The sequence below is a fragment of the Rhizobium sp. BK591 genome (genome assembly GCF_014195045.1).
Classification (GTDB): domain Bacteria; phylum Pseudomonadota; class Alphaproteobacteria; order Rhizobiales; family Rhizobiaceae; genus Rhizobium; species Rhizobium anhuiense.
Map to the genome: position 1 here is coordinate 512,742 of NZ_JACIAZ010000003.1, position 26,422 is coordinate 539,163.

27 protein-coding genes and 1 pseudogene are annotated in these 26,422 nt (G+C 61.6%); 11 read left to right on the top strand and 17 right to left on the bottom strand.

From position 1 onward, the window contains the following. Window positions 1-47: 47 nt before the first annotated feature. Together FHX10_RS15575 and FHX10_RS15580 are read left to right on the top strand one after the other, a co-directional pair. Complete coding sequence (locus FHX10_RS15575; RefSeq protein ID WP_029867985.1) at window positions 48-596, top strand: flavin reductase family protein; 549 nt, start codon at window positions 48-50, stop codon at window positions 594-596. A 61-nt stretch (window positions 597-657) separates the two neighbouring features. Then, on the top strand, window positions 658-942 hold the full coding sequence (locus FHX10_RS15580) for a DUF1330 domain-containing protein (RefSeq protein WP_028757378.1): 285 nt from the start codon (window positions 658-660) through the stop codon (window positions 940-942). 122 nt (window positions 943-1,064) lie between these two features. Here the strand turns inward: FHX10_RS15580 and FHX10_RS15585 are convergent, their stop codons facing one another. Beyond that, window positions 1,065-1,568, bottom strand: coding sequence for a DUF1203 domain-containing protein (locus tag FHX10_RS15585; protein WP_029867986.1), 504 nt, complete (start codon window positions 1,566-1,568; stop codon window positions 1,065-1,067). 280 nt (window positions 1,569-1,848) lie between these two features. On the opposite strand from FHX10_RS15585, the gene FHX10_RS15590 reads away from it, so the two are divergent. Both FHX10_RS15590 and FHX10_RS15595 read left to right on the top strand, forming a co-directional pair. Further along, a complete protein-coding gene (locus FHX10_RS15590; protein ID WP_029867987.1) occupies window positions 1,849-2,637 on the top strand; it encodes a class I SAM-dependent methyltransferase in 789 nt (262 codons plus the stop codon). Between the two features lie 48 nt (window positions 2,638-2,685). Continuing rightward, window positions 2,686-2,853, top strand: coding sequence for a hypothetical protein (locus tag FHX10_RS15595; RefSeq protein ID WP_164735956.1), 168 nt, complete (start codon window positions 2,686-2,688; stop codon window positions 2,851-2,853). A gap of 30 nt (window positions 2,854-2,883) precedes the next feature. On the opposite strand, the gene FHX10_RS15600 is transcribed toward FHX10_RS15595, so the two are convergent. The 4 genes from FHX10_RS15600 to FHX10_RS15615 are packed head-to-tail and all read right to left on the bottom strand — an operon-like array spanning window position 2,884 to window position 6,119. Further along, window positions 2,884-3,444 carry a GNAT family N-acetyltransferase gene (locus FHX10_RS15600; RefSeq protein WP_029867988.1) on the bottom strand — a complete coding sequence of 187 codons (561 nt, stop codon included), beginning with the start codon at window positions 3,442-3,444 and terminating at the stop codon, window positions 2,884-2,886. 5 nt (window positions 3,445-3,449) lie between these two features. Continuing rightward, window positions 3,450-4,319 (bottom strand): 3-mercaptopyruvate sulfurtransferase, encoded by an 870-nt coding sequence (gene sseA / locus FHX10_RS15605; protein WP_029867989.1) that lies wholly within the window; start codon window positions 4,317-4,319, stop codon window positions 3,450-3,452. A gap of 18 nt (window positions 4,320-4,337) precedes the next feature. Next, a complete protein-coding gene (locus FHX10_RS15610; RefSeq protein ID WP_029867990.1) occupies window positions 4,338-5,075 on the bottom strand; it encodes an alanyl-tRNA editing protein in 738 nt (245 codons plus the stop codon). Between the two features lie 6 nt (window positions 5,076-5,081). Continuing rightward, the gene (locus FHX10_RS15615) at window positions 5,082-6,119 is read right to left on the bottom strand and encodes a cysteine synthase A (protein WP_029867991.1); all 1,038 of its coding nucleotides are present in this window, start codon (window positions 6,117-6,119) and stop codon (window positions 5,082-5,084) included. 223 nt (window positions 6,120-6,342) lie between these two features. Between FHX10_RS15615 and FHX10_RS15620 the strand changes: the two genes are divergently transcribed. Continuing rightward, on the top strand, window positions 6,343-7,002 hold the full coding sequence (locus FHX10_RS15620) for a ChrR family anti-sigma-E factor (RefSeq protein ID WP_029867992.1): 660 nt from the start codon (window positions 6,343-6,345) through the stop codon (window positions 7,000-7,002). Between the two features lie 98 nt (window positions 7,003-7,100). Then, a complete protein-coding gene (locus FHX10_RS15625) occupies window positions 7,101-7,934 on the top strand; it encodes an SDR family NAD(P)-dependent oxidoreductase (RefSeq protein WP_029867993.1) in 834 nt (277 codons plus the stop codon). Here FHX10_RS15625 and FHX10_RS15630 read toward each other — a convergent pair whose 3' ends face one another. From FHX10_RS15630 to FHX10_RS15650, 5 genes are all read right to left on the bottom strand, one after another. Next, entirely contained in the window at window positions 7,935-9,194 is a 1,260-nt protein-coding gene (locus FHX10_RS15630) for an SAM-dependent methyltransferase (RefSeq protein WP_047614699.1), read from the bottom strand. 175 nt (window positions 9,195-9,369) lie between these two features. Continuing rightward, window positions 9,370-10,221, bottom strand: a complete 852-nt coding sequence (locus FHX10_RS15635) for a DUF1365 domain-containing protein (RefSeq protein ID WP_047614700.1) — start codon at window positions 10,219-10,221, stop codon at window positions 9,370-9,372. Continuing rightward, window positions 10,218-11,555: an NAD(P)/FAD-dependent oxidoreductase gene (locus tag FHX10_RS15640; RefSeq protein ID WP_184389601.1), complete on the bottom strand. Its 1,338-nt coding sequence runs from the start codon at window positions 11,553-11,555 to the stop codon at window positions 10,218-10,220. The genes FHX10_RS15635 and FHX10_RS15640 overlap by 4 nt, the downstream gene beginning before the upstream one ends. Continuing rightward, window positions 11,552-13,003 (bottom strand): cryptochrome/photolyase family protein, encoded by a 1,452-nt coding sequence (locus FHX10_RS15645; RefSeq protein ID WP_097543917.1) that lies wholly within the window; start codon window positions 13,001-13,003, stop codon window positions 11,552-11,554. The genes FHX10_RS15640 and FHX10_RS15645 overlap by 4 nt, the downstream gene beginning before the upstream one ends. A gap of 177 nt (window positions 13,004-13,180) precedes the next feature. Further along, window positions 13,181-13,507 carry a hypothetical protein gene (locus FHX10_RS15650; protein WP_028757671.1) on the bottom strand — a complete coding sequence of 109 codons (327 nt, stop codon included), beginning with the start codon at window positions 13,505-13,507 and terminating at the stop codon, window positions 13,181-13,183. A gap of 215 nt (window positions 13,508-13,722) precedes the next feature. Here FHX10_RS15650 and FHX10_RS15655 point away from each other — a divergent pair, with 215 nt between their 5' ends. Then, window positions 13,723-14,040 (top strand): hypothetical protein, encoded by a 318-nt coding sequence (locus tag FHX10_RS15655; protein ID WP_028757670.1) that lies wholly within the window; start codon window positions 13,723-13,725, stop codon window positions 14,038-14,040. Window positions 14,041-14,098: 58 nt separating this feature from the next. Here the strand turns inward: FHX10_RS15655 and FHX10_RS15660 are convergent, their stop codons facing one another. Beyond that, window positions 14,099-14,584 (bottom strand): Lrp/AsnC family transcriptional regulator, encoded by a 486-nt coding sequence (locus FHX10_RS15660; RefSeq protein WP_028757669.1) that lies wholly within the window; start codon window positions 14,582-14,584, stop codon window positions 14,099-14,101. Between the two features lie 136 nt (window positions 14,585-14,720). Here FHX10_RS15660 and FHX10_RS15665 point away from each other — a divergent pair, with 136 nt between their 5' ends. Together FHX10_RS15665 and FHX10_RS15670 are read left to right on the top strand one after the other, a co-directional pair. Further along, a complete protein-coding gene (locus tag FHX10_RS15665) occupies window positions 14,721-15,140 on the top strand; it encodes a DUF2000 domain-containing protein (RefSeq protein ID WP_028757668.1) in 420 nt (139 codons plus the stop codon). A gap of 119 nt (window positions 15,141-15,259) precedes the next feature. Further along, on the top strand, window positions 15,260-15,937 hold the full coding sequence (locus FHX10_RS15670; protein WP_047614706.1) for an HAD family hydrolase: 678 nt from the start codon (window positions 15,260-15,262) through the stop codon (window positions 15,935-15,937). A 36-nt stretch (window positions 15,938-15,973) separates the two neighbouring features. Here FHX10_RS15670 and FHX10_RS15675 read toward each other — a convergent pair whose 3' ends face one another. From FHX10_RS15675 to FHX10_RS15700, 6 genes are all read right to left on the bottom strand, one after another. Next, the gene (locus FHX10_RS15675) at window positions 15,974-18,631 is read right to left on the bottom strand and encodes a nitrate reductase (protein WP_097543824.1); all 2,658 of its coding nucleotides are present in this window, start codon (window positions 18,629-18,631) and stop codon (window positions 15,974-15,976) included. Beyond that, the gene (gene nirD, locus FHX10_RS15680) at window positions 18,632-18,982 is read right to left on the bottom strand and encodes a nitrite reductase small subunit NirD (RefSeq protein WP_047614709.1); all 351 of its coding nucleotides are present in this window, start codon (window positions 18,980-18,982) and stop codon (window positions 18,632-18,634) included. It abuts the gene before it with no gap. Window positions 18,983-18,986: 4 nt separating this feature from the next. Then, entirely contained in the window at window positions 18,987-21,437 is a 2,451-nt protein-coding gene (nirB, locus tag FHX10_RS15685) for a nitrite reductase large subunit NirB (protein ID WP_047614711.1), read from the bottom strand. A gap of 17 nt (window positions 21,438-21,454) precedes the next feature. After that, window positions 21,455-22,696 (bottom strand): MFS transporter, encoded by a 1,242-nt coding sequence (locus tag FHX10_RS15690; RefSeq protein ID WP_047614713.1) that lies wholly within the window; start codon window positions 22,694-22,696, stop codon window positions 21,455-21,457. A 488-nt stretch (window positions 22,697-23,184) separates the two neighbouring features. Then, a complete protein-coding gene (locus FHX10_RS15695; RefSeq protein WP_174824492.1) occupies window positions 23,185-24,465 on the bottom strand; it encodes a CmpA/NrtA family ABC transporter substrate-binding protein in 1,281 nt (426 codons plus the stop codon). A 34-nt stretch (window positions 24,466-24,499) separates the two neighbouring features. Continuing rightward, window positions 24,500-25,087, bottom strand: a complete 588-nt coding sequence (locus tag FHX10_RS15700; protein ID WP_047614717.1) for an ANTAR domain-containing response regulator — start codon at window positions 25,085-25,087, stop codon at window positions 24,500-24,502. A 148-nt stretch (window positions 25,088-25,235) separates the two neighbouring features. On the opposite strand from FHX10_RS15700, the pseudogene FHX10_RS15705 reads away from it, so the two are divergent. Continuing rightward, window positions 25,236-25,453 (top strand): annotated as a pseudogene (locus tag FHX10_RS15705) (TRAP transporter substrate-binding protein); the annotation flags it as partial. A gap of 295 nt (window positions 25,454-25,748) precedes the next feature. Then, entirely contained in the window at window positions 25,749-26,408 is a 660-nt protein-coding gene (locus tag FHX10_RS15710) for a peroxiredoxin (RefSeq protein ID WP_017964008.1), read from the top strand. Window positions 26,409-26,422 lie beyond the last annotated feature (14 nt).

The window sequence follows — 26,422 nt, forward strand, 5'->3', positions numbered from 1 at the left end:
GCTTCCCTGCATACGTGCGGGGAAGAAACTCGCGAAGGAACCGCACGATGAAAGAGATTTCCGCTTCCCAGGCCTATCGCCTGCTCGAACCGGGCCCGATCGTTCTTGTGACGACGAGCCTTGAGGGAACGCCCAATGTGATGACAATGGGTTTTCACATGATGGTCCAGCACGCACCGCCGCTGATCGGTTGCGTCATCGGCCCCTGGGACTTCAGCCACCAGACTTTGAAAAAGACCGGCGAATGCGTGATTGCGATTCCAGCCACCGATCTTGCCGAAACCGTGGTGGACATCGGCAATTGCTCCGGTGACACGGTGGACAAGTTCGAGCGGTTCGGCTTGGGGACTCGTCCAGCAAAGGATGTCGCGGCGCCGTTGCTGGTGGACTGCCTTGCCAATATCGAATGCCGTCTTGCCGATCCGAGCCTCGTCGATCGATACAATCTCTTCATCCTCGAAGCGAAGAGGATCTGGATCGACGAGGCCCGCAAGGAACGGCGGACCATGCATCATCGTGGCGACGGCAGCTTCACCGTGGATGGCGGCACACTCGATCTCCGGAAGCGCATGGTTAAGTGGCGGCACTTGCCATAAGGCGCGCCGCCGCACGCAAAACACACATCCCAAACTTCACATTGATTGAAAGGATATAATCATGTCCGCCTACCTCGTTGTCGATCTTGATATCCACGACCCCGAAGCCATTGCCGATTACCGTTCGAAGGCCCTGCCTCTGGTGGCAAAGGCCGGCGGCCGTCTCATCGCTCTCGATGACGCCCCCCTCGAACTCGAAGGCTGGCAGGCGACGAATATGCTGATCATCGAGTTTCTCGATATGGATGCCATCCGTGGTCTCTTTGCATCGCCCGAATATGCGCCGCTCGCACACCAACGGCAGGCTGCCGCAGGTTCGCGGATCATTGCTTTACGCGGCGTTTGATAACATTCGAGGGCGCGATCCTGGCAGCATTCGTCCGGGGAAACCGAAACGGCCCGCCGATTACAGCAGAAGGAGCGTGCCGGCGAATTCACGACTTCTTGTTGCGCCTCGACGGCCGCCGATCAGGCGCCAGCCTCCGCCAGGGCCGGCGCCTTTAGCTTGTCGATCCGGCACTGGAAGCAGTTGTTGCGCGCGGAGCGCACATGCACATAGGCGATATCAGATCGTCCCAGCAGCTCTTCGCCATAGGCCGGAATATCGCCGATCTCAGTCACCGCGCCGGTACCGTAGACGATGCGGTCGTTCTCGCTATAGCCGCGGACGATGAAGTCGCGACTCGTCGTCAGCACCGGCGGCATGATCTCTTCGGCGGCATAACGTGCACAAGGTTGCTTGTGCAGGAAGACCGGGCCGGTTTCGGCATAGGGCTGCAGCTTCGGGAAGGGCCGGTAGGCGAAGACCAGCAACGCCTTGCCGGCATCGATATTCTGAAGGCAGTGGCGGCAGGGATGGCCGGGACCATCGGAAACGATCGTCTCGGGCAGCCTGTCATAGGCGTCGCGCCCGCCGTTCCAGAGGTGTTCGGCGTCGGTCGTCGGCATGGCGACAAAACGAATGGCGGTCATGGCAGATCTCCTTTGTGATTGCCATGAAATGCACCCGGACGAGCGTGCAAGCCACCCGTTTCTTGCGCGCCGCAGGCATTGGGCGATCGTGGGCCAGCTTGCCTCTGCGGTATAATGCTATCGTCGCGTCAATCGTGTCTCTCGTCGCCGCGGCGGGTATGTCTGGCGTCTTCATCCCGTGATACACGATCGGGACGGTACATGTACGGCCCATGCTGGGTCTGAGAGGCTGCGCGGGCCGGGCGGCTAACTCCTCACGAATTTCGGTTTCTAGGGATAGATCATGGCTGACGAAACGGCATTGAATTTCGCGGACTTCTATGATGCCGAGCTTGCTCTTCATAACGCGCATTTTCGGGTCGCCGCCGCGGTTGGGCAGTCTGATTGTGTGCTCGATATCGGTTGCGGCGCCGGACAAACCACTCGTGATGCCGCTCGTGTTACAGAAACAGGACGAGCGCATGGAATCGACCTGTCCGTGACGATGCTGGATATCGCCCGTCGCCGCAGCGCCGAGGAGGGGTTGTCCAATGTTACGTTCGAAGTGGCGGATGCACAGAACCATTTCTTCGCACAAGGGGGGTTCGACCTTTGCATCAGCCGATTTGGCGTCATGTTCTTTGCCGATCCGGCGGCCGCCTTCGCCAATATCGCCAACGCCGTACGGCCGGGCGGGCGTTTCGTTTTCATGGTCTGGCAGGGCAGAGATCGCAATGAGTGGGCGACCGCTATACATGAGGCGCTCAACCCGGATTCAACCGGTCCGGTTGCGGCCGGCAAAGCCTTTTCACTGAGCGAACCCTCGGTGACGTCTCGATTGCTCGAGACGGCCGGGTTCACTGCCGTCGAGTTTCGTGAAATCAGCGAGCCTGTGTTCTACGGTCCGGATCCTGAGACTGCATTGGCGACTATTCAGACATTTGAAAATGTCGAGACGGCTCTCAATCATCCCACTGCTGCGTCCGAAATACGGGCGCGTCTACTCGACATGCTGCGAGCGCACCAGACATCCCATGGAATTCAGTTCGATTCGCGCGCATGGCTGATCACCGGCCACCGGCACGGCTAGAGCCTTTCCGGGTCCGCCGCAACACTGCATGACGAAAAGGAGAAACCCTTGGCCGACGTCGATCTCGCGCTGCTGGCGCAACAGAATGCCGAAATACTGGAAGAGCTGAGGGCTCTGCGCCGGGAGGTGGCGGAGCTCAAGGAACAGTCGGGCCGCACGCTCGATTTCGAGCGCCGCAACGATCCGCGCCGCCCGAACAGCCTTACACAGCGTTAGTCATCTCCACCTATGTCGGGGAGGAGGCCGTCAACTTTTCCGCGCGAGCTCCAGAAGCTCCTTGTCGCTCAGCGGCCGGACGATTCCGGTGCCGGTGGAGACGGGGGAGAAGCCGTACATCTGATAGAGCTGCAGCGCGCGCGGGTGGTCGAGATTGTTGGTGGTGGTGGTGACCCGCTTCGGATTGAGCGACCAGATGGCATAGAGCGCCTGCAGCAGGAACCATTTGCCGATGCCGAGACCGAGCGCATGTTCGATCAGGCCGAAATGGCTGAGCTCGATCACATCCTCGTCTTCGCAGAAATATTCGTAGAATCCGGCGGGTGCGCCGTTCACATAGAGAACGCTGATATTGTTGCGCTTGTCGTTCAATGTCTCGGCAAGCTGCTCGTCGCTCATGCGCAACCGGTCCACCCATTGCCAGCGCGCGCCCACCTGCCGGTAGAGATAACGATAGAAGGGTAGCGGAATCTGGGGAGCGCGCATGATCGCCGTCTGGATATTGACGGGCACCGGCATGCTTGCCTTCGGCGGCGACGTCATTTCGAGCCGGGTGATGTGAGCTTTCAGCGAAGCAGGTGTCTTCCCCATGGCGATCAGGCTTTGACCGGTGTCGGCGGACCGGTAACGATGGGCGTATCGTCACGGCTGCCCCATTCGCTCCACGAGCCGTCATAAAGCTTGTTGTCGTTATGGCCGAGCGATTCCAGCGCCAGCGTGATGATCGCTGCGGTGATCCCCGAGCCGCAAGAGGTGACGACGGGCTTCGAAAGATCGATGCCGGCATCCTCGATCGTCTGCCTGAGTTCGGGCAGCGATTTGAACCGGCCCTGGTTGGCAAATACGCCGGAAGGCAGGCTGCGGGCGCCCGGCATATGGCCGGAGCGCATGCCGGCACGCGGTTCGGGCTCGGCGGCGGCGAAGCGGCCGGCGCTGCGGGCATCGGCGATTTGCATGGCACCGCTGGAGACGATGTCGCGCATTCTATCGAGCGTCACCACGCGGCTTTCGTCGAAGTCAGGCGTGAAACTCGCCGGCGCAAGGTTGGGTGCTGCGGTTTCCAGCGGACGGCCTTCTGCCTTCCAGCCATCGAGGCCGCCGTCGAGCACGAAGACATTCTTTGCCCCCATCACCCGGAACAGCCACCAGACGCGTGGCGAGGCGAACAGGCCGATGCCGTCATAGACGACGATCCGATCCTTCTCGCTGATGCCGAGCCGCCCGACTTCGGTGGCGAAATAGTCGGGCGAGGGGATCGTGTGCGGCAGTGATGTCGAGTGGTCGGCGATCTTGTCCTGGTCAAAGCGGATGGCGCCGGGAATATGGCCGGCCGCATATTCGGCATCGGCATCGCGTTTTTGCGCCGGTAGATAGAAGGAGGCGTCCAGCACGCGCAGATCGGCTTTCCCGAGTTCGGACTGCAGCCAATCGGCCGAAACGACGAAACGGCTCTTGGTCTCACTCATGATGGTCTCCCTTGATGGTCAGGCTTCGTCGCCGGGCGTGCCGAAGCGGATGCGGAAGCGCCGGTTCTCTTTGCCCTTTTTTTCGATCTTGGCGATATGGATCCGGCCGACTTCCTGGGTCTCGGAGACATGTGTGCCGCCGCAGGGTTGGCTGTCAATCGAGGAGTTCTCGCCGATGCAGACGAGGCTGACGCGCCCGAGCCCGATCGGCGGGCGTACATTCTTCGATTTGACGATGTCAGGATTGGCGACAAGCTCCTCGTCGGTGATCCACTGCAGATAGACCGGATGGTTGTCACCGACCAGTTCCATCAGCTTGGCCGTCACCTCATCCTTGTCGATCGTCTCGGCCATGTCGAAATCGACGCGGCTCTCCTCCTCGCCGACGGCAGCCCCGGTTATCGGATAGGAGCAGACAACGGAAAGCAGGTGGCAGGCCGTGTGCATGCGCATCAGCCTGTAGCGGCGCGGCCAGTCGACATGCAGCACCAGCGTTTCGCCGATCACAGGCCTCGGCTCGTTTTCGAGCGGCACATGGATGATGATATCCTTGCTCGGACCATGCTTCGTCTGGCCGAGCGCGATCTTGCTGCCGTCGGCGCGTTCGAACTCACCGGTATCACCAGGCTGGCCACCTGATGTCGCATAGAAACAGGTCTGATCCAGTTCGATGCCCCCGTCTTCGTGAACGGCCGTGACGACCGCTTCGCACGTCGAGAGATAGAAGTCGTCACGATAGAGGGCATTAACGGGCATGGGGTCTCACGCGGGCTCGTAGGGAACGTGGATATCAGGCGACTTGGCCATCCAGCCCGGAACGGGTAGTCCCTTCGACGTCAGGAAATCCGGGTTGAAGAGCTTCGACTGATAGCGGTTGCCGTAGTCGCAGAGGATTGTCACCACCGTGTGACCGGGGCCGAGATCCCGGGCGAGATTGACCGCGCCGGCAATGTTGATGGCTGTCGAGCCGCCGAGGCACAGGCCCTCGTTCTCGACGAGATCGAAAAGATAGGGAAGCGCTTCGGCATCGGAGACCCGATAGGAGAAATCGGGCGTGAAGCCTTCGAGATTGGCGGTGATACGGCCCTGGCCGATGCCCTCGGTGATCGAGGATCCTTCGGATTTCAGCGTGCCGTTCTGGTAGAATTCATAGAGTGCAGCGCCGTCGGGGTCGGCGATGCCGATCTTGACGTCTGATTTGAAAGCCTTGAGGCCGGCCGCCACGCCGGCCAGCGTGCCGCCGGAGCCGACGGAGCAGATGAAGCCGTCGACCTTGCCGTCGGTGTCTTTCCAGATTTCCTTGGCGGTCGTTTCGACATGCGCCTGACGGTTGGCGACGTTGTCGAACTGGTTTGCCCAGATTGCGCCGTTCGGCTCGGTCTTCGCCAGCTGTTCTGCCAGCCGCCCGGATACCTTCACATAGTTGTTCGGGTTTTTGTAGGGAACGGCGGGCACTTCGACCAGTTCGGCGCCGAGCAGCTTCAGCGCATCTTTCTTTTCCTGGCTCTGCGTTTCCGGGATGACGATGACGGTGCGGTAACCGAGCGCCTTGGCGACCAGCGTCAGGCCGATACCGGTATTGCCGGCCGTGCCTTCGACGATGACGCCGCCCGGGCGAAGCAGTCCCTTCCGCTCTGCGTCGCGGATGATGTAGAGCGCGGCGCGATCCTTCACCGACTGGCCGGGGTTCAGGAACTCCGCCTTGCCGAGAATGGTGCAGCCGGTCACCTCTGAGGCGCCCTTGAGTTTGATCAGGGGCGTGTTGCCGATGGCTTCGAGGACGGAGGGGTGGAAGGTCATGGAATCTGCCTCTATTCGAACTCTTACTTTAGGAACGGTCTTTTCCCTTCACAAGGCTGGGTTGGCAAGAAAAGCTATTCCACGCCTCTGTTGGACACGATAAAATTTCGCTTTCCTCCCCGAAATTGTGTACGGCCCGCAATCCCGCCCTGTGAGGGTGATCCGAAGATTGACTTTCCCCGTACGGATGACGACAAAGCGAAACGGAGCGCGGCAACAGGGCGTGACCGAAACAGACATGGTTCACGAGCAGATCGACACGATCGATGCATTGATGGCGCATTATGTTGCCGGCTCCTTGCCCGAGCCGGCGCGCGTGCTGGTACAGTCTCATCTCGAAATGAAACCGGACAATCGCAGCCTGGTGAACAGCCTCGAGCTGCTGGCCGGCGAAGCGTTGGAAAACGTGCCTGAAGCGGCTATTGCCGATCGCGACGGGCGGCTTGCGACGATCTTTTCCTCTGCATCTCCCGGAACGCCGCCGCCGGCGGCGGCGCGGCCGGAAAACGCGCTGTTTCCCCAAGCCTTGCGCGATCTCGTCGGCTTCGAGGCCGAGGATGTGCCCTGGCGCACGCGGCTGCCGGGCTTCAGGGAATATCCGCTCGACATGGACGGCTGCGAGGTCAACCTGATGTGGATCCGTCCGGGCCGCGCCTTGCCGGCGCACACCCACAAGGGCATGGAACTGATCCTCATTCTCGACGGCGCCTTCAACGATGAACGCGGCCGCTTCGGCCCCGGCGACATCTCTATTGCCGACGAGACGGTCGACCATCGGCCGGTCGCCGAAAAGGACAGGCCTTGCATCGCCTTTGCCGTTTCCGACGGGCCGGTCAGACTCACGGGATCCTTTCGTCAGCTGATCGGCGACCTGATCGGCTGAAAGCAGCCACAATGGTGTGATAGAGCCATAAATCCGGGAGAGGTGAGGAACTTCCGGACCTGTTTTCACATTGATCAGGCAGCCCGGAGGAACATGTCATGCGTGATTTCATCGCCCGTCCCGAACATGGAATCGTCTGGATCTCGGGCGCGAGTTCCGGCATCGGCCGGGCGCTGGCGCTGAAGCTGGCCGGCGAAGGATACAAGGTCGCCGTCACTGCCAGAAGCCATGAAAAGCTGGTCGAGCTGCAGACCGAGGCCAGCGGCCTTTCCGGCAGTATTGTCGTTCTCGACGGCGACGTCACCGATGCCGAGGACATGGAACATATCATGGCTTCCATCGAATATGAGCACGGCACGCTCGCCATGGCGATCCTCAATGCCGGCGTCTACCTGCCTGTTCATGCCGAGGATCTGAACCGCGCCGATTTCGAGAAGAGCTTCGCCGTCAATCTTTCCGGCGTCGTCAACTGCCTGTTGCCGGCAATCCGCCATATGAAGGAAAAGGAGCAGGGGCAGATCGCCATCGTCTCCTCCGTCACCGGCTATGGCGGCCTGCCGACAGGCGCTGCCTACGGCGCCACCAAGGCGGCGTTGATCAATATGACCGAGAGCCTGAAATTCGATCTCGATAAGATGGGCATCCGCATCCAGCTCGTCAGCCCGGGCTTCGTCGATACGCCGGCGACGCGGAAGAACGCCTTTCCGATGCCGGCCCTGGTATCGGTCGAGGAGGCCGCCCGGCAGATTGCTGCCGGGTTGAAATCGCAGGTCTTCGAGATCACCTTCCCGAAGCGCTTCACCACCATGCTGAAGCTCGGACGCCTGTTGCCTTACAGCGCCTATTTCGCGCTGGTGAACCGCGCGACCGGCTGGCGGGAGCGGCCGCCCTTGGCTGGTCACCATCCGGCGACGCCGCATCCGGCGGAATGATCAACGGCGCGAGAACACGACCTGGCGCACATCGATGTTGCGGGCGCGGAAGCCGGCTTCGCAATAGAACAGGTAGAATTCCCAGAGCCGCTTGAAACGCTCGTCGAAGCCCATCGGGCGGATGCGCTCCCAGACCGACCAGAAGCGTTCGCGCCATTCGGCCAGCGTGCGGGCATAGTCGAGCCCGAAGCCGAAATCCTTGACCAGCGACAGATCGACCTTGCCGGCAAGCTCGGCCAGATGATTGCGCGTCGGCAGCATGCCGCCGGGAAAGACGTATTTCTGGATGAAGTCGGGGTTGCTGCGATACTGGTCGAAGGATTCCGGCCGGATGGTGATGATCTGCAGGCCGGCCTTGCCGCCCGGCTTCAGACATTGCCTGAGCTTTGAAAAATAGGATGGCCAGTACCTCTCGCCGACCGCTTCGAACATCTCGATCGAGACGATCCGGTCGTAGAGGCCTGTTTCATCGCGGTAATCCTGGAAGCGGAATTTCACGCGGTCGTCGAGGCCGGCCTTTTGGATGCGCTCCTCGGCAAAGGCGAGTTGCTCGCGGCTGATCGTCAGGCCTGTTACCTTGCAGTTCAGCTCGCTTGCGGCAAACTCCGCAAAACCGCCCCAACCGCAGCCGATCTCAAGCACGTGGTCGCCGGGGCCGATGCCGGTCGCTTCGGCAAGCGCCCGGTATTTGGCATTCTGGGCCGATTGCAGGTCGTTGGCGCCCGTGGAATAGAGCGCTGAGGAATAGGTCATGCTCGGATCGAGCCATTGCCTGTAGAAATCGTTGCCGAGATCGTAATGGGCGGAGATGTTGCGTTTCGAGCCCGTCTTGGTATTGGCGTTCATCCAATGGCGGACGCGCTCGAAAAGGCGGCCGAGGCCGCCCTTGCCATGCGCATAGCTGTGCGCGGCCTCGCCGTTGACGAGGAAGAGCTCGAGGAAGGCGGCGATGTCGGGGCTGTCCCAGTCGCCATCCATATAGGTTTCGGCGACGCCGATCGTGCCGCTCGTCAGCGCCCTATAGGCAAGGTTCCAGTTGCGGAGGTGGAGTGCCGCCTTCGGTCCCGCCTTTTTGCCCTCGACCAGCAGCCTGCGGCCGTCGGGGAGTGTGACGGCAAGCGAACCGTGCTGCATGTGCAGAAGTCCGCGCAGGGCTAGCCTTGCCTTGAAGGGCAGACCCTTCACTATGCGGGACATATTTTCGGCCGTCAGCGTCACCGCATCACGAGCCAGCAGGTTCCAATCCTGCGCCTTGCTCATCTTTTCTCCTCCAGCATTTTCGTGCCGGTTAGGGACGACGATACACCCATTATGATATGCACGGCCGCCCCCTCGGCCATTGCATCGAACGCTACCGCATAATTCCCGAAATCGGAATAGATTTAGCAGTTCAAAAAGTTACGGCTCCTTTGCGCGGGGCAACGAGGCTGTCATGTCATTCCGCGGCTTCCGCAAGCGGGCGGGGCTGTCGGACGCTTACTTCAGGCGGCGGTGCCGGACGCCTGATGTAGCGAGCGCCCTTCAGCCACAATTTCAGCGCCTCCCAATGGATCCCGGCAATGATCTTGAAGGTGAGGAAGGGGATGCGCGCCGTCAGCCCCAGCAGCGAGGCGCTGGTCAATTGCATGTGCCTTCCGGAAAATGTCGCCGAGAGAAGCGGGCCTTCATGATCGTTTTCCAGGATGCGCCAGCGGATTTCGGCACCGGGCGGCAGCATGCGGAAATGATAACGCGCCGCCATGCCGATGAAGGGCGAAACGTGGAAGCGCTTGTCGCAGCTCTGGCGAAGCCCGCTTTCCGACATCTCACCGGGGCCGACGGGACAGACATAGCTGTGCCGCTCGCCAAACGTATTGCGCACCTCATAGATCATCGCGACGAGTGCGCCGCCACCATCATAGGCGTGATAGACAGAGAGCGGGTTGAAGACATAGCCGAGAATTCGGGGGTAACAGACGAGCAGGATCCTGTCCGCGCGGTCGAGCCCCGTCTCGGCGAACAGCCTGTCGACATAGGCGCGCAGCGTCGCGCTCCCGGCACTGGCATGGTCCTTCTCGTGGAACGAGACAAGATTGCGCCGATTGACGGAAAACAGCGACGATAGCCTGCCAGCCTCATCCAGCCTGTCGAGGTCTACGAGCAGCGAGAAGACGCGGTAGCGGAAGCGATGACCGAACGGTTTCATCCGTTGATGCATGATGTCGCCGACATAGAGCGTTGCCGCGGCATCTGGTGGAGGGCCGTTGGTCATCGTATTCATGCCGTGTTTTTCGCCGCGCCCTGTCATGCCGCTACGTCCGGTTGAGGCTTGAGGATGGCGGTTCGGGTAGTTCGCCAGGGGATGATCCCGCCCAAGGCTTCCGCCGCCGCCAGACCGGAAACGAGGCCATCCTCGTGGAATCCGTAGCCCGTCCAGGCGCCGGCGAAATAGCAATGGCTTTGTCCCTGAATGGTGACAAGCGCCTGTTGTGCAGCCATGGCGTCCGCCGAGAATTGCGGATGGTCGTAGGTGAATTCGGCAAACACCTTGTCACGTTCCGGCTCCCGGTCGGGATTGAGAGTGACGAACAACGGAAAATTGTCGTCGATGCCTTGCAGCCGGTTCATCCAGTAGGTGACGGCAACGCCGGCATTTCCCTCTTCACGGCTGGAGCGCAAATAGTTCCACGAGGCCCAAAGCTTGCGCCGCTGCGGCATCAACGATTGGTCGCGGTGCAGGACGACGCGGTTCGGCTGGTAGGGAATGGCGGCAAAGAGCCTGCTTTCCCTATCGCTGGCATCGGCGAGCAGGCGTGCCGTCTGATCGCTATGGCAGGCGAAGATCACCTTGTCGAACAGGTGTTCGCCGCCCGTTTCGTCGATGAGCGTCACGCCGTGCTCGGAGCGGATGACGGCGCGCACGCCGCAGGAAAGTTTCACCCGTTCGCCGAGGGGTCGAAGCAGCCGGTCGAGATAGGTGCGGCTGCCGCCGGTGACCGTCCGCCACTGGTGCTGCCGGCGGTAGATCAGCCGGTGATTGTCGAAGAAATTGACGAAGTGCTCGGCCGGAAACTGCAGCATGCGGGCGGACGGCGTCGACCAGATTGCCGCCGCCATCGGCATCAGATAATTGTTGGTGAAACCGGGCGAGAAGCCGCGCCAGTCGAGATAATCGCCGATCGAGCGTGAGGCGAGATGGCCGGCGGCCCGATCTTCGAGGCAGCTGCGGTTGAAGCGCAGGATCTCGCGGATCATCCACAGAAATGACGGCCGCAGCAGGTTGCGCTTCTGCGCGAAGACCGAGGACAGTCCGCCGCCGCTCCATTCCAGCCTGCCGTGGTCGAGCGAGAGCGAAAAGCTCATGTCGCTGGCATGCGTCGCAATGCCGAGCTCGGCAAACAGCGCCGTCAGATTGGGGTAATTCTGTTCATTATAGACGATGAAGCCGGTGTCGACCGCAATCCCAAAGCCGTTGTAATCGACGTCGACGGTCGCCGTATGGCCACCGGCCCGCGCCTGGTTCTCGTAGAGCGTGACGTCGTGCACGGTGTTCAGCGCCCAGGCAGCGGAGGCGCCCGATATGCCGGAGCCGATGACGGCGATCTTCAGCCGGCGCGATGCGGGACGGACATGCGCGTTCATGCGGCATCCCTCGTGGCGTTGTAGGCGGCGAGCGCTCGGTTGCGTGCGTTCGCATGATCGACGATCGGTTTCGGATAGGTTTGGCCCAGCGTGATGCCGGCCTCGTCGAGCACGCCTTGCGGCGCCTCGAATGGCCGGTGGATGTATTTTGCCCCGAGCCCTCGAAGCTCCGGCACATGAGCTCTGACATAGTCGCCGCCGGGATCGAAGGTTTCGCCCTGCAGCACCGGATTGAAGATGCGGAAGAACGGCGAGGCGTCGGCTCCCGAGCCTGCCACCCACTGCCAGCTTGCCGCATTGTTGGCGGGATCGGCATCAACAAGCGTGTCACGGAACCAGGCCTCGCCGCGTCGCCAATCGATCATCAGATCCTTGATAAGGAAGGAGGCGACGATCATGCGCACGCGATTGTGCATCCAGCCGTGGCGCCAGAGTTGGCGCATGCCGGCATCGACGATCGGATAACCGGTCAGCCCTCTGCACCACGCCTTGAAATCCTCGCCGTCGTTGCGCCATTCGAAGCCGTCGAAACGATCGTTCCAGTTGGCCGAGGCAAGACGCGGGAAATGGAAGAGCAGGTGATAGGAAAATTCGCGCCAGGCGATCTCCTTGCGGAAATGCACGATATCGGTTGCCGGCACCCGTTTCGACAGGCCGCGTGTCGCGTGCCAGATGCGGGCAGGGGATATCTCGCCGAGAGCCAGATGCGGCGACAGCATCGATGTTGCCGGTCTTGCCGGATAATCGCGGTTTTGCTTGTAGCCGTCGAGTGCGTCCTCGGCGAAAGCATGGAGCTTCTTCCGGGCGCCTTCTTCGCCAGGTGTCCAGAGATCGGCGAAATCGCCTGCCCAATCCGGTTTCACCGGCAGCAGCTTCCAGCTCTCCAGCCTTTCCGAGTTCGGAAGTTGCGATGCGAGAAGCAGTTTCGCCGGCGCATCCAGCGGCGGCTCCGGTTCGCAGCCACCCTCCAGCGCGCGCCAGAATGGCGTATAGACGCGATAGGGCGTGCCATTGCCGGTCATTAGCCGGGAAGGTTCGTGCAGCAACTGACCGCCGAAGCTTCTCGCTTCGACCGCCTGCTTCTCCAGTTCGTGCTTGATCCGGATGTCGATCGACATTCCGGATGGATCGTAGCGCCGGTTCCAGAAGACGGCTTCCGCGCCGCTTTCCCTGATCAGGGCGCAGAGCACCGCAAGCGCATCGCCGCTGGCCAGCACCAGCCGCCCCTGCCGCTTGCCCAGCGAGCCGTCCAGCGCCGCCAGCGAATGGTGCAGCCACCAGGCCTGCGCGGCACCCAGTGGACCGGTGCCTGCCGCCTGCGGCTCTCTGATATAGAGAGGGATGACCGGCCGTCCGGAGTGATGGGCGGCGTTGAGAGCCTGGTTGTCGTCAAGGCGCAAGTCCTTGCGAAACCAGAGGATAACAGGTGTTGCCGTGTCCTTTGCCAATGAAGCCATTCCCGTTCGTGTTCTTTCAAGCTGTTACGGCGGTACGGAACACGCGGATCAAAAGTTTCATCCGAAAGAAAAGCTTTCATGGCTGTCATGAAAAAGGCCGGTGTGAACCGGCCTTTTTCAAGCATGGCGCACGTTTGTGCGACATGCTCAGAGCGGGGGACTGTCCGCTCAGTTGTCGTATTCGCGGCAGGCTTCGCTGATCGATGCACCGCTCTGGCCGCCGCGCGTGTCGACGCCGGACATCTGTTGCGGCATTCCGGGGCATTCCATCGTCTGCGGCCGCCCGATGCTCTGGGTCGTCATCGGATCGACCGGCGAGACGGGGACCGGGCGTATGCCATTGTCATCGTTGGTGTAATCGGACGAATAGGTACCCGAGCTCGGATCGGTCGAGCCGCCATTCGTCGGCCCGATCGGATCCGGGTTCGACTGGGCAAAGGCCGACGATGCCATGCCGATCGCGAGTAACGAAGCGGCGATAAGGGATCTAGACATGGGATATATCCTCCTTGGATTTTCATCTTGGATGACCCTGATGTAACTGCCAGGCTGAATCATTGTTCCGAAATTTGCCGAAAACCTGCATTCAAGCCGCACGGCGTGGCCGACATGGTTATGCGTAAACCTTAACGGGCGATGTCGCTGGATCGGTGCCAGCGCATGCCCTACTTGCATGCGGAGATACTAAAAAACCGTGGCATGAGGCCGCAATGTTCATCTCCTTTCGCGAAGCCGCAGATCTCGGTCTCCAGATCGCACTTGCACTCACCTTGACGGTGAGCGGCATGGCGGTCGCCTCTTACGCCGTCAGGAATGACAAGACTAAAATTTCCGCGATCAACGTCAGCCGTCCCTCGCTCTGGACCGCCGTTCCGGTGCGCGTCGACTTGACCACACAGACCTACCTGCGTGCCGACGCTCCAGCCGGACTGGAACTCGCCGGCGCCGCGGATGATTTTTGCCACGATCCGATCGGCCTCCGGCTCTCCTGCGACCTGATCACCACGACCGCCAGCACAGCCTTTTAGGCGAAGCCTCTCCGCAGCCTCCAGCCCGCAGGCATAGGCAGCGAGGCAGGCGATGACTTCAGCGCGAACGGCTGGCGGCCGCCGTCTGAACGGGCAGGATCGTCGATGCCTTGATGTCCTTCAGCACAAACATCGTATGCATCTCCTTGATGCCGGGCAGGCGGCGGATCACCGTCATGGCGAATTCGGCATAGCTGTCGAGATCGGCCGCGACCACCTGCAAAAGGAAATCGGCCTCGCCGGCGACGGAATAACAGGCGACCACCGCTTCCAGTGCGCCGACCTCGCGTTCGAACCGTTCGGCCTCGTCATGGGAATGCGTGTCGATCTGGACGCGGACGAAAGCGAGGACGCCGAGGCCAACGGCGCGGCGATCGACAACAGCCTGATAGCCGCGGATGACGCCGGCCTCTTCAAGCCTTTTCACCCTGCGCCAACAAGGCGAGGTCGACATCCCCACGCGTTCGGCAAGCTCCTGGTTCGTCAGCCGCCCCTCGCTTTGCAGCGCCTTCAATATGCGGATATCTCCCGGCTCGAATTCCATGATCGGTATGTCCTTTCGAATTTTTTCGGTCGCCGGGAAAATCCTACCTGATTTGGATGTGAGACGTCAGGAATAGGCAGGATATTTCTCTGCCTTTCGATAGGGTGAGGACGTCGAACCGAGAAGGAGCGGACGAATGATGGTTGAGGACTGGCGTGTCGCCGTGATCGTCGAGCCAGGGCTGCCGGCCGGCGAACTCGCCAATACGGTTGCGGTGCTGTCGATCGGCCTCGGTGCCGCGGCACCCGCACTTGCCGGGGCACGGCTGAGCGATCATGCCGGTCGGGCATTTCATGTCAGTGCCAATAAGCCGGTTCCGGTGCTGCAGGCGGCAGCGGCCGATCTGAGATCGCTCTTGCTGAAGGCACTGCCGGCGCCCGAAGGGGCGCTGGTGGTGCCGTTCCCGCGTTTTGCTCGAGCGCTGCACGTCTATGCCGATTATGAGGCTTCGATGCCCGAACGCGACCTCTCTTCGGAGGTCATCGACGGCGTCGGGCTCGCCGGCCCGACGAAATGGATCCGCTCGCTGACGGGCTCGCTAAAGCTGCTTCGTTGATCCGAGTGGCCGGGCGTGTGGATAGGCTCGTCTCGCGAAAGCTTGCAAAAGGCCATGATTTGCCGTTTGATCGAGCGATACGACGACCATCCGACACTCTTCCTTAAAAGGATCCGCCTTTGTCCCTGCCGATGCCCCGCGGCTTCGAGAAGCCTTATGCCGCCTTCCTGTTCGATATGGACGGCACCATCCTCAATTCGATCCGTGCGGCCGAGCGTGCATGGAGTGACTGGGCAAGGCGCCACGGGCTCGATGTCGCAACCTTTTTGCCGAAGATGCACGGATCGCGCGGCATCGACACGATCACCCGGCTGAACCTGCCCGGCGTCGATCCCGAACATGAATCCAGGCTGGTGACCGAGGCCGAGATCGCCGATGTCAGCGATGTCGTTGCCATCCCGGGTGCTGCGGCATTTTTGAGTTCACTGCCGCCGGATCGCTGGGCGATCGTCACCTCCTCGCCTCTGCGCCTTGCCCACAGGCGGCTGGAGGCGGCGGGGCTGCCGCTGCCGAAATTCATGGTGACGGCGGAGGACGTGAAGGTCGGAAAACCCGATCCGCAATGTTACATTCTCGGCGCCGAACGCCTCGGCGTCGGCACGCGGGACTGCCTGGTATTCGAGGATGTCGCAGCCGGCATCACCGCCGGCGAAGCGGCGGGCGCCGATGTCATGGTCGTCACCGCAACCCATCACGACAAGATGGAAACGCCCCATCCGACGCTCTCATCCTATGACGAGATCGCGGTTCGCATCTCTGCCGAGCGTAAGATGCTGATCGTCCCCGCCACGGCCTGACATCAGTCCCGCCGCGTTACAGCATCCTTTGCGCTTTCACTCCGCGGCTGCGGCAAGACATCGATCGATGATCCTGCCGATTTCGCTGCGGCAGGAGCCGCAATTGGTTCCGGCGCTCGTTTCCTTGCCGACCGCCTCGACGCTGTGGCATCCGCCGCGCACGGCGGCAGCGATCTGATTGACTCCGACGCTGAAGCAGGAGCAGACGGTGGCGCCCGGATCCGGCCTGCCGGCTCCGGGACGGCCAGCGACCAGCGCAAAGCGCTTCCTGAGGTCGCCATGCGAGGCAGTAAGCTGCGAGATCGCCCAATTGCGCGCGACGGCGACCGGCTCGCGGGCGAGAAACAGCGCGGCAAGCAGGACCTCGCCATCGAAAAAGGCTAGCCTGAGGTCGCCGGATTGCCGGTCGGCATAACCCAGTGGTTCGACCTCGGCCGGAATGGCGAACACCGCCCGGCACCAGGCTGTCCAGTCTTCGACAGCTTCACCGAAGGCAAGCTCCAGCCGCCAGCCGCCGGAGGCTTTCGCCAGCGCCCAATAGGCCGCGTTGGGCGTGGCCGGTTTTGTAGCAGAGACGGCGAAGCCATAATGGGTGGCGCGGAAGGGCCGGATGGCGACAGCAACATTCTTCGACGCCGGCTGACCGGAAACGGGATCGGTGATCGGCGCGACCACGGCATCGATCCGCGCTTTCGCGGCGAACTGATCGTTCCAGTGCATCGGCGCAAAGACGCCGCTGCGAGCCTGACGATCGGTCACCAGCGCCCGGACGATCGCCTTGCCATGGGGGCTTTCGATCTCGACCAGACCGGCGCTTGATATACCGGTCTCGATCGCGTCACGCGGATGGATCTCGGCAAAGGGTTCGGCGATGTGGGCGGAAAGGCGTGCGCTCTTTCCGGTTCGCGTCATCGTGTGCCACTGGTCGCGGATGCGCCCGGTATTCAGCGTGAAGGGGAAATCGGCACTGGTGCGATCCGTGGCCGGCGGTTTGACCGCGACAAAACGTGCCTTGCCATCCGGATGGAAGAATCCACCCTCGGCGAAGAAGCGGGTGACGCCGGGTGCGGTCCCTGCCGGCTGCGGCCACTGGAAGGGCGAAAGCTCGTCATAGGCGTCGCCGCTGATATCGGCGCGCGCGCCGATGTCGAAATCGCGGCTGCCGTTATTTTCGAAGGTGGAAAGCGCGGCGTGCTCCGCAAAGATTGCGTCTGGCGCATCAAAATCGAAGGCGGCGGCAAATCCCATGCGGCGCCCGACCTCGGCAAGCTGCCACCAGTCGGCTCTTGCATCGCCGGGGAGCCCTAGAAACGGCCGCTGCCGGGAAATGCGCCGTTCGGAATTGGTGACGGTCCCGTCCTTCTCGCCCCAGCCGAGCGAGGGCAAAAGCACGTCTGCGTGCCGGGTCGTATCCGTCTCTTTGAGGATGTCCGACACGACGACGAAGGGACAGGCGGCGATCGCGCTTTCGACGCTATCGGCATCCGGCATCGAGACGACGGGATTGGTGGCCATGATCCAGAGCGCCTTGATGCGTCCGTCGGCCACGGCGCGGAACATGTCGACCGCCTTCAGGCCGGGTTTTGCGGCGATGACGGGCGAATTCCAGAAGCGCTGCACGCGGTCCCGGTCATCGGTATTCTCGATCGCCATATGGGCGGCAAGCATATTGGCAAGGCCGCCGACCTCGCGCCCGCCCATGGCGTTCGGCTGGCCGGTCAGCGAGAACGGTCCCATGCCGGGACGGCCGATGCGGCCGGTCGCCAGGTGGCAGTTGAGGATGGCATTGACCTTGTCGGTGCCGGAGGCGGATTGATTGACGCCCTGGCTGTAGCAGGTGACGACTTTCGGCGTCGTCTCGAACAGGCGGAAGAACTCCCTGATCTGCATGGCCGGCAGGCCGGTGCGTTCCAGGAGTTCGTTGATATCAAGTGCTGCGGCCGCCGCAAAAGCCTCGCCGAAACCTTCCGTATGGGCGCCGATATAGTTCTGATCGATGGCCGGGCTTGTCGCGAGATGGGCAAGCAGTCCCATGAACAGCGCGACGTCGCCGTCGGGGCGGATCGCCAGGTGCAGGTCGGCGATATCGCATGTCATCGTCCGGCGCGGATCGATGACGACGATCCGCATGTTGGGCCGCGCCGTCTTGGCGGCGGCAAGCCGCTGGTAGATGACGGGATGACACCAGGCAAGGTTGGAGCCGGTCAGGATCACCAGATCGGCGAGTTCGATATCCTCATAGGTTCCGGGCACCGTGTCGGCGCCGAAGGCGCGGCGATGCCCCGCCACGGAGGAGGACATGCAGAGCCTTGAATTGGTATCGATATTGGCCGAGCCGATGAAGCCCTTCATCAGCTTGTTGGCGACGTAGTAATCCTCGGTCAGCAACTGGCCCGAGACGTAGAAGGCGACAGCGTCAGGCCCGTGTTCGGCGATCGTTTCAGAAAAACGCCGGGCGACCAGGTCAAGTGCTTCGTCCCAACCGCTCCGTTCGCCTGCGATTTCGGGATAGAGAATCCGGCCGTCGAGATCGATGGTTTCGGCAAGGGCCGACCCCTTCGAGCAGAGCCGGCCGAAATTCGACGGATGCTCGGGATCTCCCTTGACGCTGACGGTTCCGGCCTCATCGACCGTGGCGAGGACGCCGCAGCCGACGCCGCAATAGGGACAGGTGGTCTTGACCTCAGCCGCCATCTATTCCGCCGCCATCATCAGGCTTTCGAGCGCGATGAAGAGGGCGCCGTCCTCATTGCGGACCGGGATGGTCCGCACCTGGCCCTCGTCGGCGCCGAGCGCCTTGCCGGTTTCGAGGGAGATCACCCAGTTGTGCAACGGGCAGGTGACCGCCTTGGCATGCACGATGCCCTGGGAGAGCGGGCCGCCCTTGTGCGGGCAATGGTCTTCGATGGCGAAGACCTCGTTTTCAGCCGTGCGGAAGACGGCGATCTTGCCCTGCGGTGTTTTCACGCAGCGCGCGCCGCGTAAGGGGATGTCGGAGATGTCACCGATTGGATGCCAGTTTTCATTGGGCCAGTTCATGTCCATCTCCTTACTCGGCTGCCTGCGGATAGCCGATCGTCGCCATCGGCTTGAACTCGTGCTTGTCCTTGCCGGAAACACGCTCCGACCAGGGATCGACCTGGGCAAATTTCTGGCTGAAGACGAAGCGGTCGTAATAGGCCTGGCGCTTTTCGGCATCGCCCATGATCTGGCGGCGGATTTCCTCCAGGCCGATGCGCTTGGCCCACTTGTAGATGCGCTCGAGATAGCGGGCCTGCTCGCGGTACATCTGCGTCAGCGCCACGATATGCTCCAGCGCCTCGTCCTCGGTCCGGACAAGCCCAAGAACCTCCGTGCCCTTGATGTCGAGACCGGCCGCACCGGCAAAATGGATCTCGAAACCGGAATCGACGCAGATCACGCCGATGTCCTTGCAGGTCGCTTCCGCGCAGTTGCGCGGGCAGCCGGAGACGGCCATCTTCAGCTTGGCCGGCGTCCAGGAGCCCCACATGAATTTCTCGATGCGAATGCCGAGACCGGTGGAGTCCTGCGTACCGAAGCGGCACCAGTCCGAGCCGACGCAGGTCTTCACGGTACGCAGACCCTTGGCATAGGCCTGGCCGGAGACGAAGCCGGCCTTGCCGAGATCGGCCCAGACGGCGGGCAGGTCTTCCTTCTCGATGCCGAGCAGGTCGATGCGCTGGCCGCCGGTCACCTTGACCATCGGGATCTCGAATTTGTCGACGACATCGGCGATGGCGCGCAGCTCGTTCGAATTGGTGACGCCGCCCCACATGCGCGGAACGACGGAGTAGGTGCCGTCCTTCTGGATATTGGCATGCACGCGCTCATTGATGAAACGCGACTGGTAGTCGTCGGCATATTCGTCCGGCCAGTCGCAGACGAGGTAATAGTTGAGCGCCGGCCGACATTTGGCGCAGCCGCAGGAAGTCTTCCATTCCAGCTCCTGCATGACGGCAGGTATGCTCTTCAGGCCCTTGGCCTTGATCAGACGGCGGACATCGTCATGGCCGAGTTCGGTACAGGTGCACATCGGCTGGACGGCGGCCGGATTGTAGCTGTCGCCGAGCGTCAGTGCCATGAGTTGCTCGACGAGGCCGGTACAGGAGCCGCACGAGGCGGATGCCTTCGTGTGGGCACGGACGTCGTCGAGCGACGTCAGCCCCTTGCCTGAAATCGTCGAAGTGATTTTGCCCTTGCATACGCCGTTGCAGCCACAGATCTCCGCGTCATCCGGCAAGGCTGCAACGGCCGCCATAGGGTCCAGCGGCGACCCTCCCTGATAGGCCTGTCCGAAGATCAGCGTCTCGCGCATCTCCGAAATATCGGTGGCCTTCTTCTTCAGATCGTTGAACCATGCCCCGTCGGCGGTCTCGCCGTAAAGCACAGTGCCGATGATCTTGTTGTCCTTCAGCACCAGGCGCTTATAGACGCCGGCGCTGGCATCGCGCAGCACGATCTCCTCGCGGTCGTCGCCGTCGGCGAAGTCACCGAGTGAATAAAGCTCGATGCCGGTGACCTTGAGCTTGGTCGGCGTATCGGCGTGAACGAAGGCGGGCGAGCGATCGCCAGAGAGATGCGCGGCAGCGATTCGGGCCATTTCATAGAGCGGCGCAACGAGGCCATAGACCATGCCGCCCACTTCGGCGCATTCGCCGAGCGCGAGAATATCGCCATCCGAGGTCTGCATGCCGGAATCGACGACGATGCCGCGATTGACCGCAATGCCGGCGTCCTTCGCAAGGCCGACACTGGGACGAATGCCGACGGCCATCACAACAAGCGTTGCCGGGATGATGCGGCCGTCGTCAAGCTCGATGCCTTCGACCTTGCCGTTGCCGATGATCGCCTTGGTATTGGCCTTGCAGATGACCTTGATGCCGCGCTCCTCCACCGCCTTCTGCAATAGATAGCCGGCGGCGGGATCGAGCTGGCGCTCCATCAGCGTCGGCATGACGTGCAGCACGGTGACGTCCATGCCGCGCTGGGCAAGACCGGCGGCTGCTTCCAGGCCAAGCAGGCCGCCGCCGATCACGACAGCCTTTTCGCGCGACTGGGCGGCAAGCAGCATGGCCTGCACGTCGTCGAGATCGCGATAGGTGATGACGCCGGGCAGATCCTTGCCGGGAACGGGGATGATGAAGGGCACCGAACCGGTTGCGATCACCAGCTTGTCGTAGCTTTCGGTGACGCCGTGGTCGGAGGTGACGGTCTTGGCGACGCGATCGATATTGACGATCTTGTGGCCCTTGTAGAGCATGATGCCGTGCTTGATATACCAGCCGTCACCGTGAATGATGATCTGCTCGTAATCCTTCTCGCCGGAGAGAACCGGCGACAGCATGATGCGGTCGTAGTTGACGCGCGGCTCGGCATTGAAGATCGTAACTTCATAGCGTCCGGGCGCCTGTTCGAAGAGGTGCTCCAGCATGCGCCCGGGCGCCATGCCATTGCCGATGATGACGAGTTTTTCGGTCATATTTCCAAGTCCTTAGATCAGGTTGCAGCCACGGGCGCCGAGTGCCCTTGGCGCGACAGTTGCTTGACGGACAGGTGCATCCAGATGAGTGAGGTGACGACGATCGCAAACAGCAGCAGGAAACAGCTGGACCAGAGGCCGGTCATGTCCTTGAGGAGGCCGAAGGCGATCGGAAGGATGAAGCCGCCAAGGCCGCCCATCATCCCGACGACGCCGCCGACTGCGCCGACGTTTTCCGGATAGTAGGCCGGAATGTGCTTGTAGACGGCGGCCTTGCCGAGGCTCATGAAGAAGCCGAGCACGAAGATCACCACGATGAAGATGACCGGCGTGATGGTCGCAGCCGGTAGCGACAGGATGAGGGTGGCGACGGCCGACACGGCAAACATCGTATACATGACGCTGCGCGCGCCCTTCTTGTCCGACAGCACGCCGCCGAAGGCGCGGAAGATGCTGCCGGGAATGGAATAGGCGGCCGCGATCATGCCGGCAGTTTCGAGGTTGAAGCCGTAGACGCCGACGAGGTAGCGCGGCAGCCACAGCGACAGGGCGACGAAGCCGCCGAAAGCGAAGAAATAGTAGAGCGAGAAGCGCCAGACCTGAACGTTCTGCAGCGGCGCGAATTCCTGGGCAAAACTCTTGGACGCGACGTTGCGCTCGCGGCGGAGACGGTAGGCCGGATCATCGGTCGTGGTGAACCAGAAGACGATTGCCATCAGCGCCAGACAGACGGCCCAGATCTCGGCAACCGCCTGCCAGCCCCAGGCGAGCAGCACGAAAGGAGCGGCGAATTTGGTCACGGCTGCGCCGACATTGCCGGCGCCGAAGATGCCGAGCGCGGTTCCCTGCTTCTCCGCCGGAAAGAAAGGCGAGACATAGGCGACACCGACCGCAAACGAGCCGCCGGCAAGGCCGACACCGAGGCCGGCGATCAGCATTTGCGTATAAGTCTGGGCATAGGAGAGCAGGAAGGTCGCCAATGCGGCGGCCAGCATGGTGAGCGTGTAAACGAGACGGCCGCCGTAACGCCCCGTCCAGATGCCGAGGACGATGCGCACGAGCGAACCGGTCAGCACCGGAGTGCCGACCAGCAGGCCGAACTCGGCCTCGTTCAGCCCGAGATCCTGCTTGATGCGAATGCCGATGATCGCGAAGATCGTCCAGACGGCAAAACAGAGGGTGAAGGCGACCGTGGAAATCCACAATGCTTTGGCTGGTTCGCCGGCGGACATGGGTGGCACTTTCTCGATGACAGACATAACTTCTCCGGGGCCCGACAAGGTCGTGCCGATCCATCGCTGAGGGTTAAAACAAAAAGCCGCTGGTCAGGACGCGCATACACGAGGTGCGCGAAATATCCTGATCAGCGGCTTTGCTGGTGGCGCCCGCCGTTGGACGCCGAATTCTTGGGCCTTCCGGCCGGTTACCCGGAGACAATCGACATGATCGCCCAGGTATTTGATTTCAAATCACCGAGATCTGCTTCTTCCATTTGAAGAGGATCTCCGTGTCTTCCGTGAACGCCTGCTGGCGCTCTTTCTGCGCAGATCGCCTTTGACCGGTGCGGTAATATCCTTGCAAGCTGCGTGCCAGTTTGTCGCTTTTTGTGTAATGTATTGATTTATTTACATTTCTCGAAATCGGCCGTTTGCTTGTTTTTCGAGCTGTCGACAGTTGTGCTAATCTTTTGTGCGCTTGCCATGTGGGGCGCAGATCCTTGCTGGCGTTTTGGGCAGGCGGGCGTGGATCAGATTTCGTCGCCGGTAACGAAGGGCAGGGCGCTTTTGACGGCAAAGCCTGCGACATAATCAGGCAGCCTCGCCGGGTCGAAGACATGGCCGTCCATGAAACGGTCGCCCTCGTCGCCGCCTTCGATGCGGATATCGGCATCATCGGGTGCGTTGCCGTCGCCGAGCGCTGTCCGATAGAGATCCGGGCGGTAGGCGGACGCGGCAGCCCTTGCCATGTTGAGGCTGGCCTCGGCCTGCCCCCAGCGGATCATCTGGCTGTATATCCACAGCGCCTGGCTTGGCCGAGGATAATTGGCGAATCCGGAATGGAACATGAAATAATCGGCGATGATGCGCCGGTTGCCCTTTGCGTCGAGGCTGAATTCGCCGGCGAGCACGCGGCGGATGATCTCGACGGGGGCAGCGATATAGCGGGGGTCGGCAAGAGCGGCCGCCAGCGCATCGTGATTGTCCGGCTGGTCGCACCAGCGGGCTGCCGCATCGAGCGCCACGATCAGCCTGGAAACGGTTTCCGGATGGGTTTCCGCCCAATCCGGCCGCATGCCGATCACCTTTTCCGGGGCGGACGGCCAGATATCCTGCTTGGCGGCGACGATGCGGCCGACGCCGCGCTCCGAAGCGACCATATTCCACGGCGCGCCGACGCAGAAACCGTCGATCGCACCGGCGGCCAGCGCATCCGAAGTCATCGGCGGCGGCACCACGACGAGCTTGACGTCCTTATCGGGATCGATGCCGCCGGCGGCCAGCCAGTAGCGGAATTCGTAATTATGCGAGGAGAAGGGATAGGTGACCCCGAAGGTCGGCAGCGGTTCGCCGCGCACCTTCATCGCCGCCAGTGTTTTTGCCAGGGCGCGGGCATTGTCGAGCGCGCCTGCCGTTTCCGGCAGTCCCGCGTCATTGCGCATCCTGTCGAAGAGCCGCGTCGACAGGGTGATCGCATTGCCGCCGCGCCCCAGCGAAAACGGTGTGATCGTCGGTGAGGGATTGGAGCCGAGGCCGAGCATGGAGGCGACGGGCATTGGCGACAGCATGTGGGCGATATCGAACTGGCGGAATGCCAGACGGTCACGCACATTCGCCCAGGAGACATCCTTGACGAGATCGAGCGTCAGGCCTTCCTTCTGCGCGAAACCGAATTCCGCCGCTGCAATCAGCACTGACGCATCGACGAGCGGAATGAAACCGGCCCTGAGCACTTTCGGTCCTTCGGCATTCAGGCGCATGGGCGAGGGCAACTCGCCGCCTGATTTGGCGGTCTTCGTCATCATATCCACTCCGGTTTCCTCCGGAAATTCATCAGGTCGGCCATTACATCAACAGCCCCGCGGCGGTGACGACGCTCTGGGCGATTTCCGACATCTTCTTCTTTTCGTTCATCGCCGTCTGCCGCAGCAGCGCGAAGGCCTCTTCCTCAGACAGGCCGCGCATCTTCATCAATATGCCCTTGGCGCGCTCGATGAGCTTGCGTTCTTCCAGCGCTGAGCGGGCATCGGCAAGCTCGCGCCGCAGCCGGCTGAAGGCGTTGAAGCGGCTGACGGCCATGTCGAGGATCGGCTTGACGCGTTCCTTCTTCAGGCCATCGACGATATAGGCCGAGACGCCGGCATCGACGGCGGCCTCGATCGAGGCGGTGTCGGAGCGATCGACGAACATGGCGATCGGACGGCTGACCGTGCGCGTCAGCTGGAAGAGATGCTCCATCATGTCGCGATTGGGATTTTCGATATCGATGATGATCACGTCGGGCATCAGCGTTTCGATGATTCGCGCAATGCCGTTGACCTCATGGACCACGGTGACGTGCGCATGCCCTGCCTCGCGCAGCCCCTCTTCGATGATGGAGGCGCGAATGGCATTTTCGTCGATCACCAGAATTGTCAGATCGCGATGCGTCATTGCTATATTTATGACGCGCTGCAGCAATTTTGGCAAGGTGTCGCCTGAAAACTGTGCAAAAATAGATATGCGCAAAAAATAATCAAATTGCCGCATTTTCGGGCGAGGGCATTCCGTCGGCCAGCAGCGCATGACCGCACTGCATGGCGCGGTGTTCCAGCAGGCCTTCAGCGAAGGAGCCGCCTATTTCAACCAGCTGATCGTCGATGGTGAAGCCAAATTCGTCGAGACGGCGCTTGGCCATGGCGGAAGCTCCTGAAGCCGGAAGCCTTCGACGAATGGCAGAAGGGCGCCCAGGGCGTATGGGACGATTTCGCGCCTGTTGTCGGCGGCATCGACAGGATCAAATCCATCCAGGCCGCCTGAAGCAAGGGGCAAGGCAGTTGTGCCTGCCGCTTTTGACGGGACCGATGGAAAACCATCGGTCTCTTTGTCGCGCGCACATGCCGGAAAAATAATGCCGGAGCAGGCCGGAAATCGAAAGAGCATGCCTTCGGTAATCGTGGTATATGACTTACTTAAAATCCTGGAATGGGAAGTCTTTTACCTTCGGCCGGTGCGATCCTGTTGACCGCAATCTCGCGACCGCTCCCGGCGGACGGATCCCATGGCCTCGATTTGAGAAGAACAACATTGAACACAAGGCTTTGGAGGGCCGACCATGAGCTTACGCATCAACGATATTGCCCCCGATTTTACCGCCGACACCACCCAGGGACCGATCAGCTTCCATGATTGGATCGGCAATGGCTGGGCCGTCCTGTTCTCGCATCCGAAGAATTTCACGCCTGTCTGCACCACCGAGCTCGGCGCCATGGCCGGCCTGGCGGGGGAGTTTTCCAAGCGTGGTGCCAAGATCATCGGCATCTCCGTCGATCCTGTGGAAAGCCATGCCAAGTGGAAGAACGACATCAAGACCGCCACCGGTTTCGACGTCGAATATCCCCTGATCGGTGACAAGGACCTCAAGGTCGCCAAGCTCTATGACATGCTGCCGGCCGGCGCCGGCGAGAGCTCGGAAGGCCGCACGCCTGCCGACAATGCGACGGTGCGTTCGGTTTTCATCATCGGTCCCGACAAGAAGATCAAACTGATCCTGACCTATCCGATGACGACGGGCCGCAATTTCAATGAGATCCTGCGCGCCATCGATTCCATCCAGCTGACGGCCAAGCACCAGGTGGCGACGCCGGCGAACTGGAACCAGGGTGAGGACGTCATCATCACCGCTGCGGTTTCCAACGAAGACGCGATCACGCGTTTCGGTTCCTTCGATACGGTTCTGCCCTATCTCAGGAAGACCAAGCAGCCGACCGCCTGATCGCTGCTTCCCAA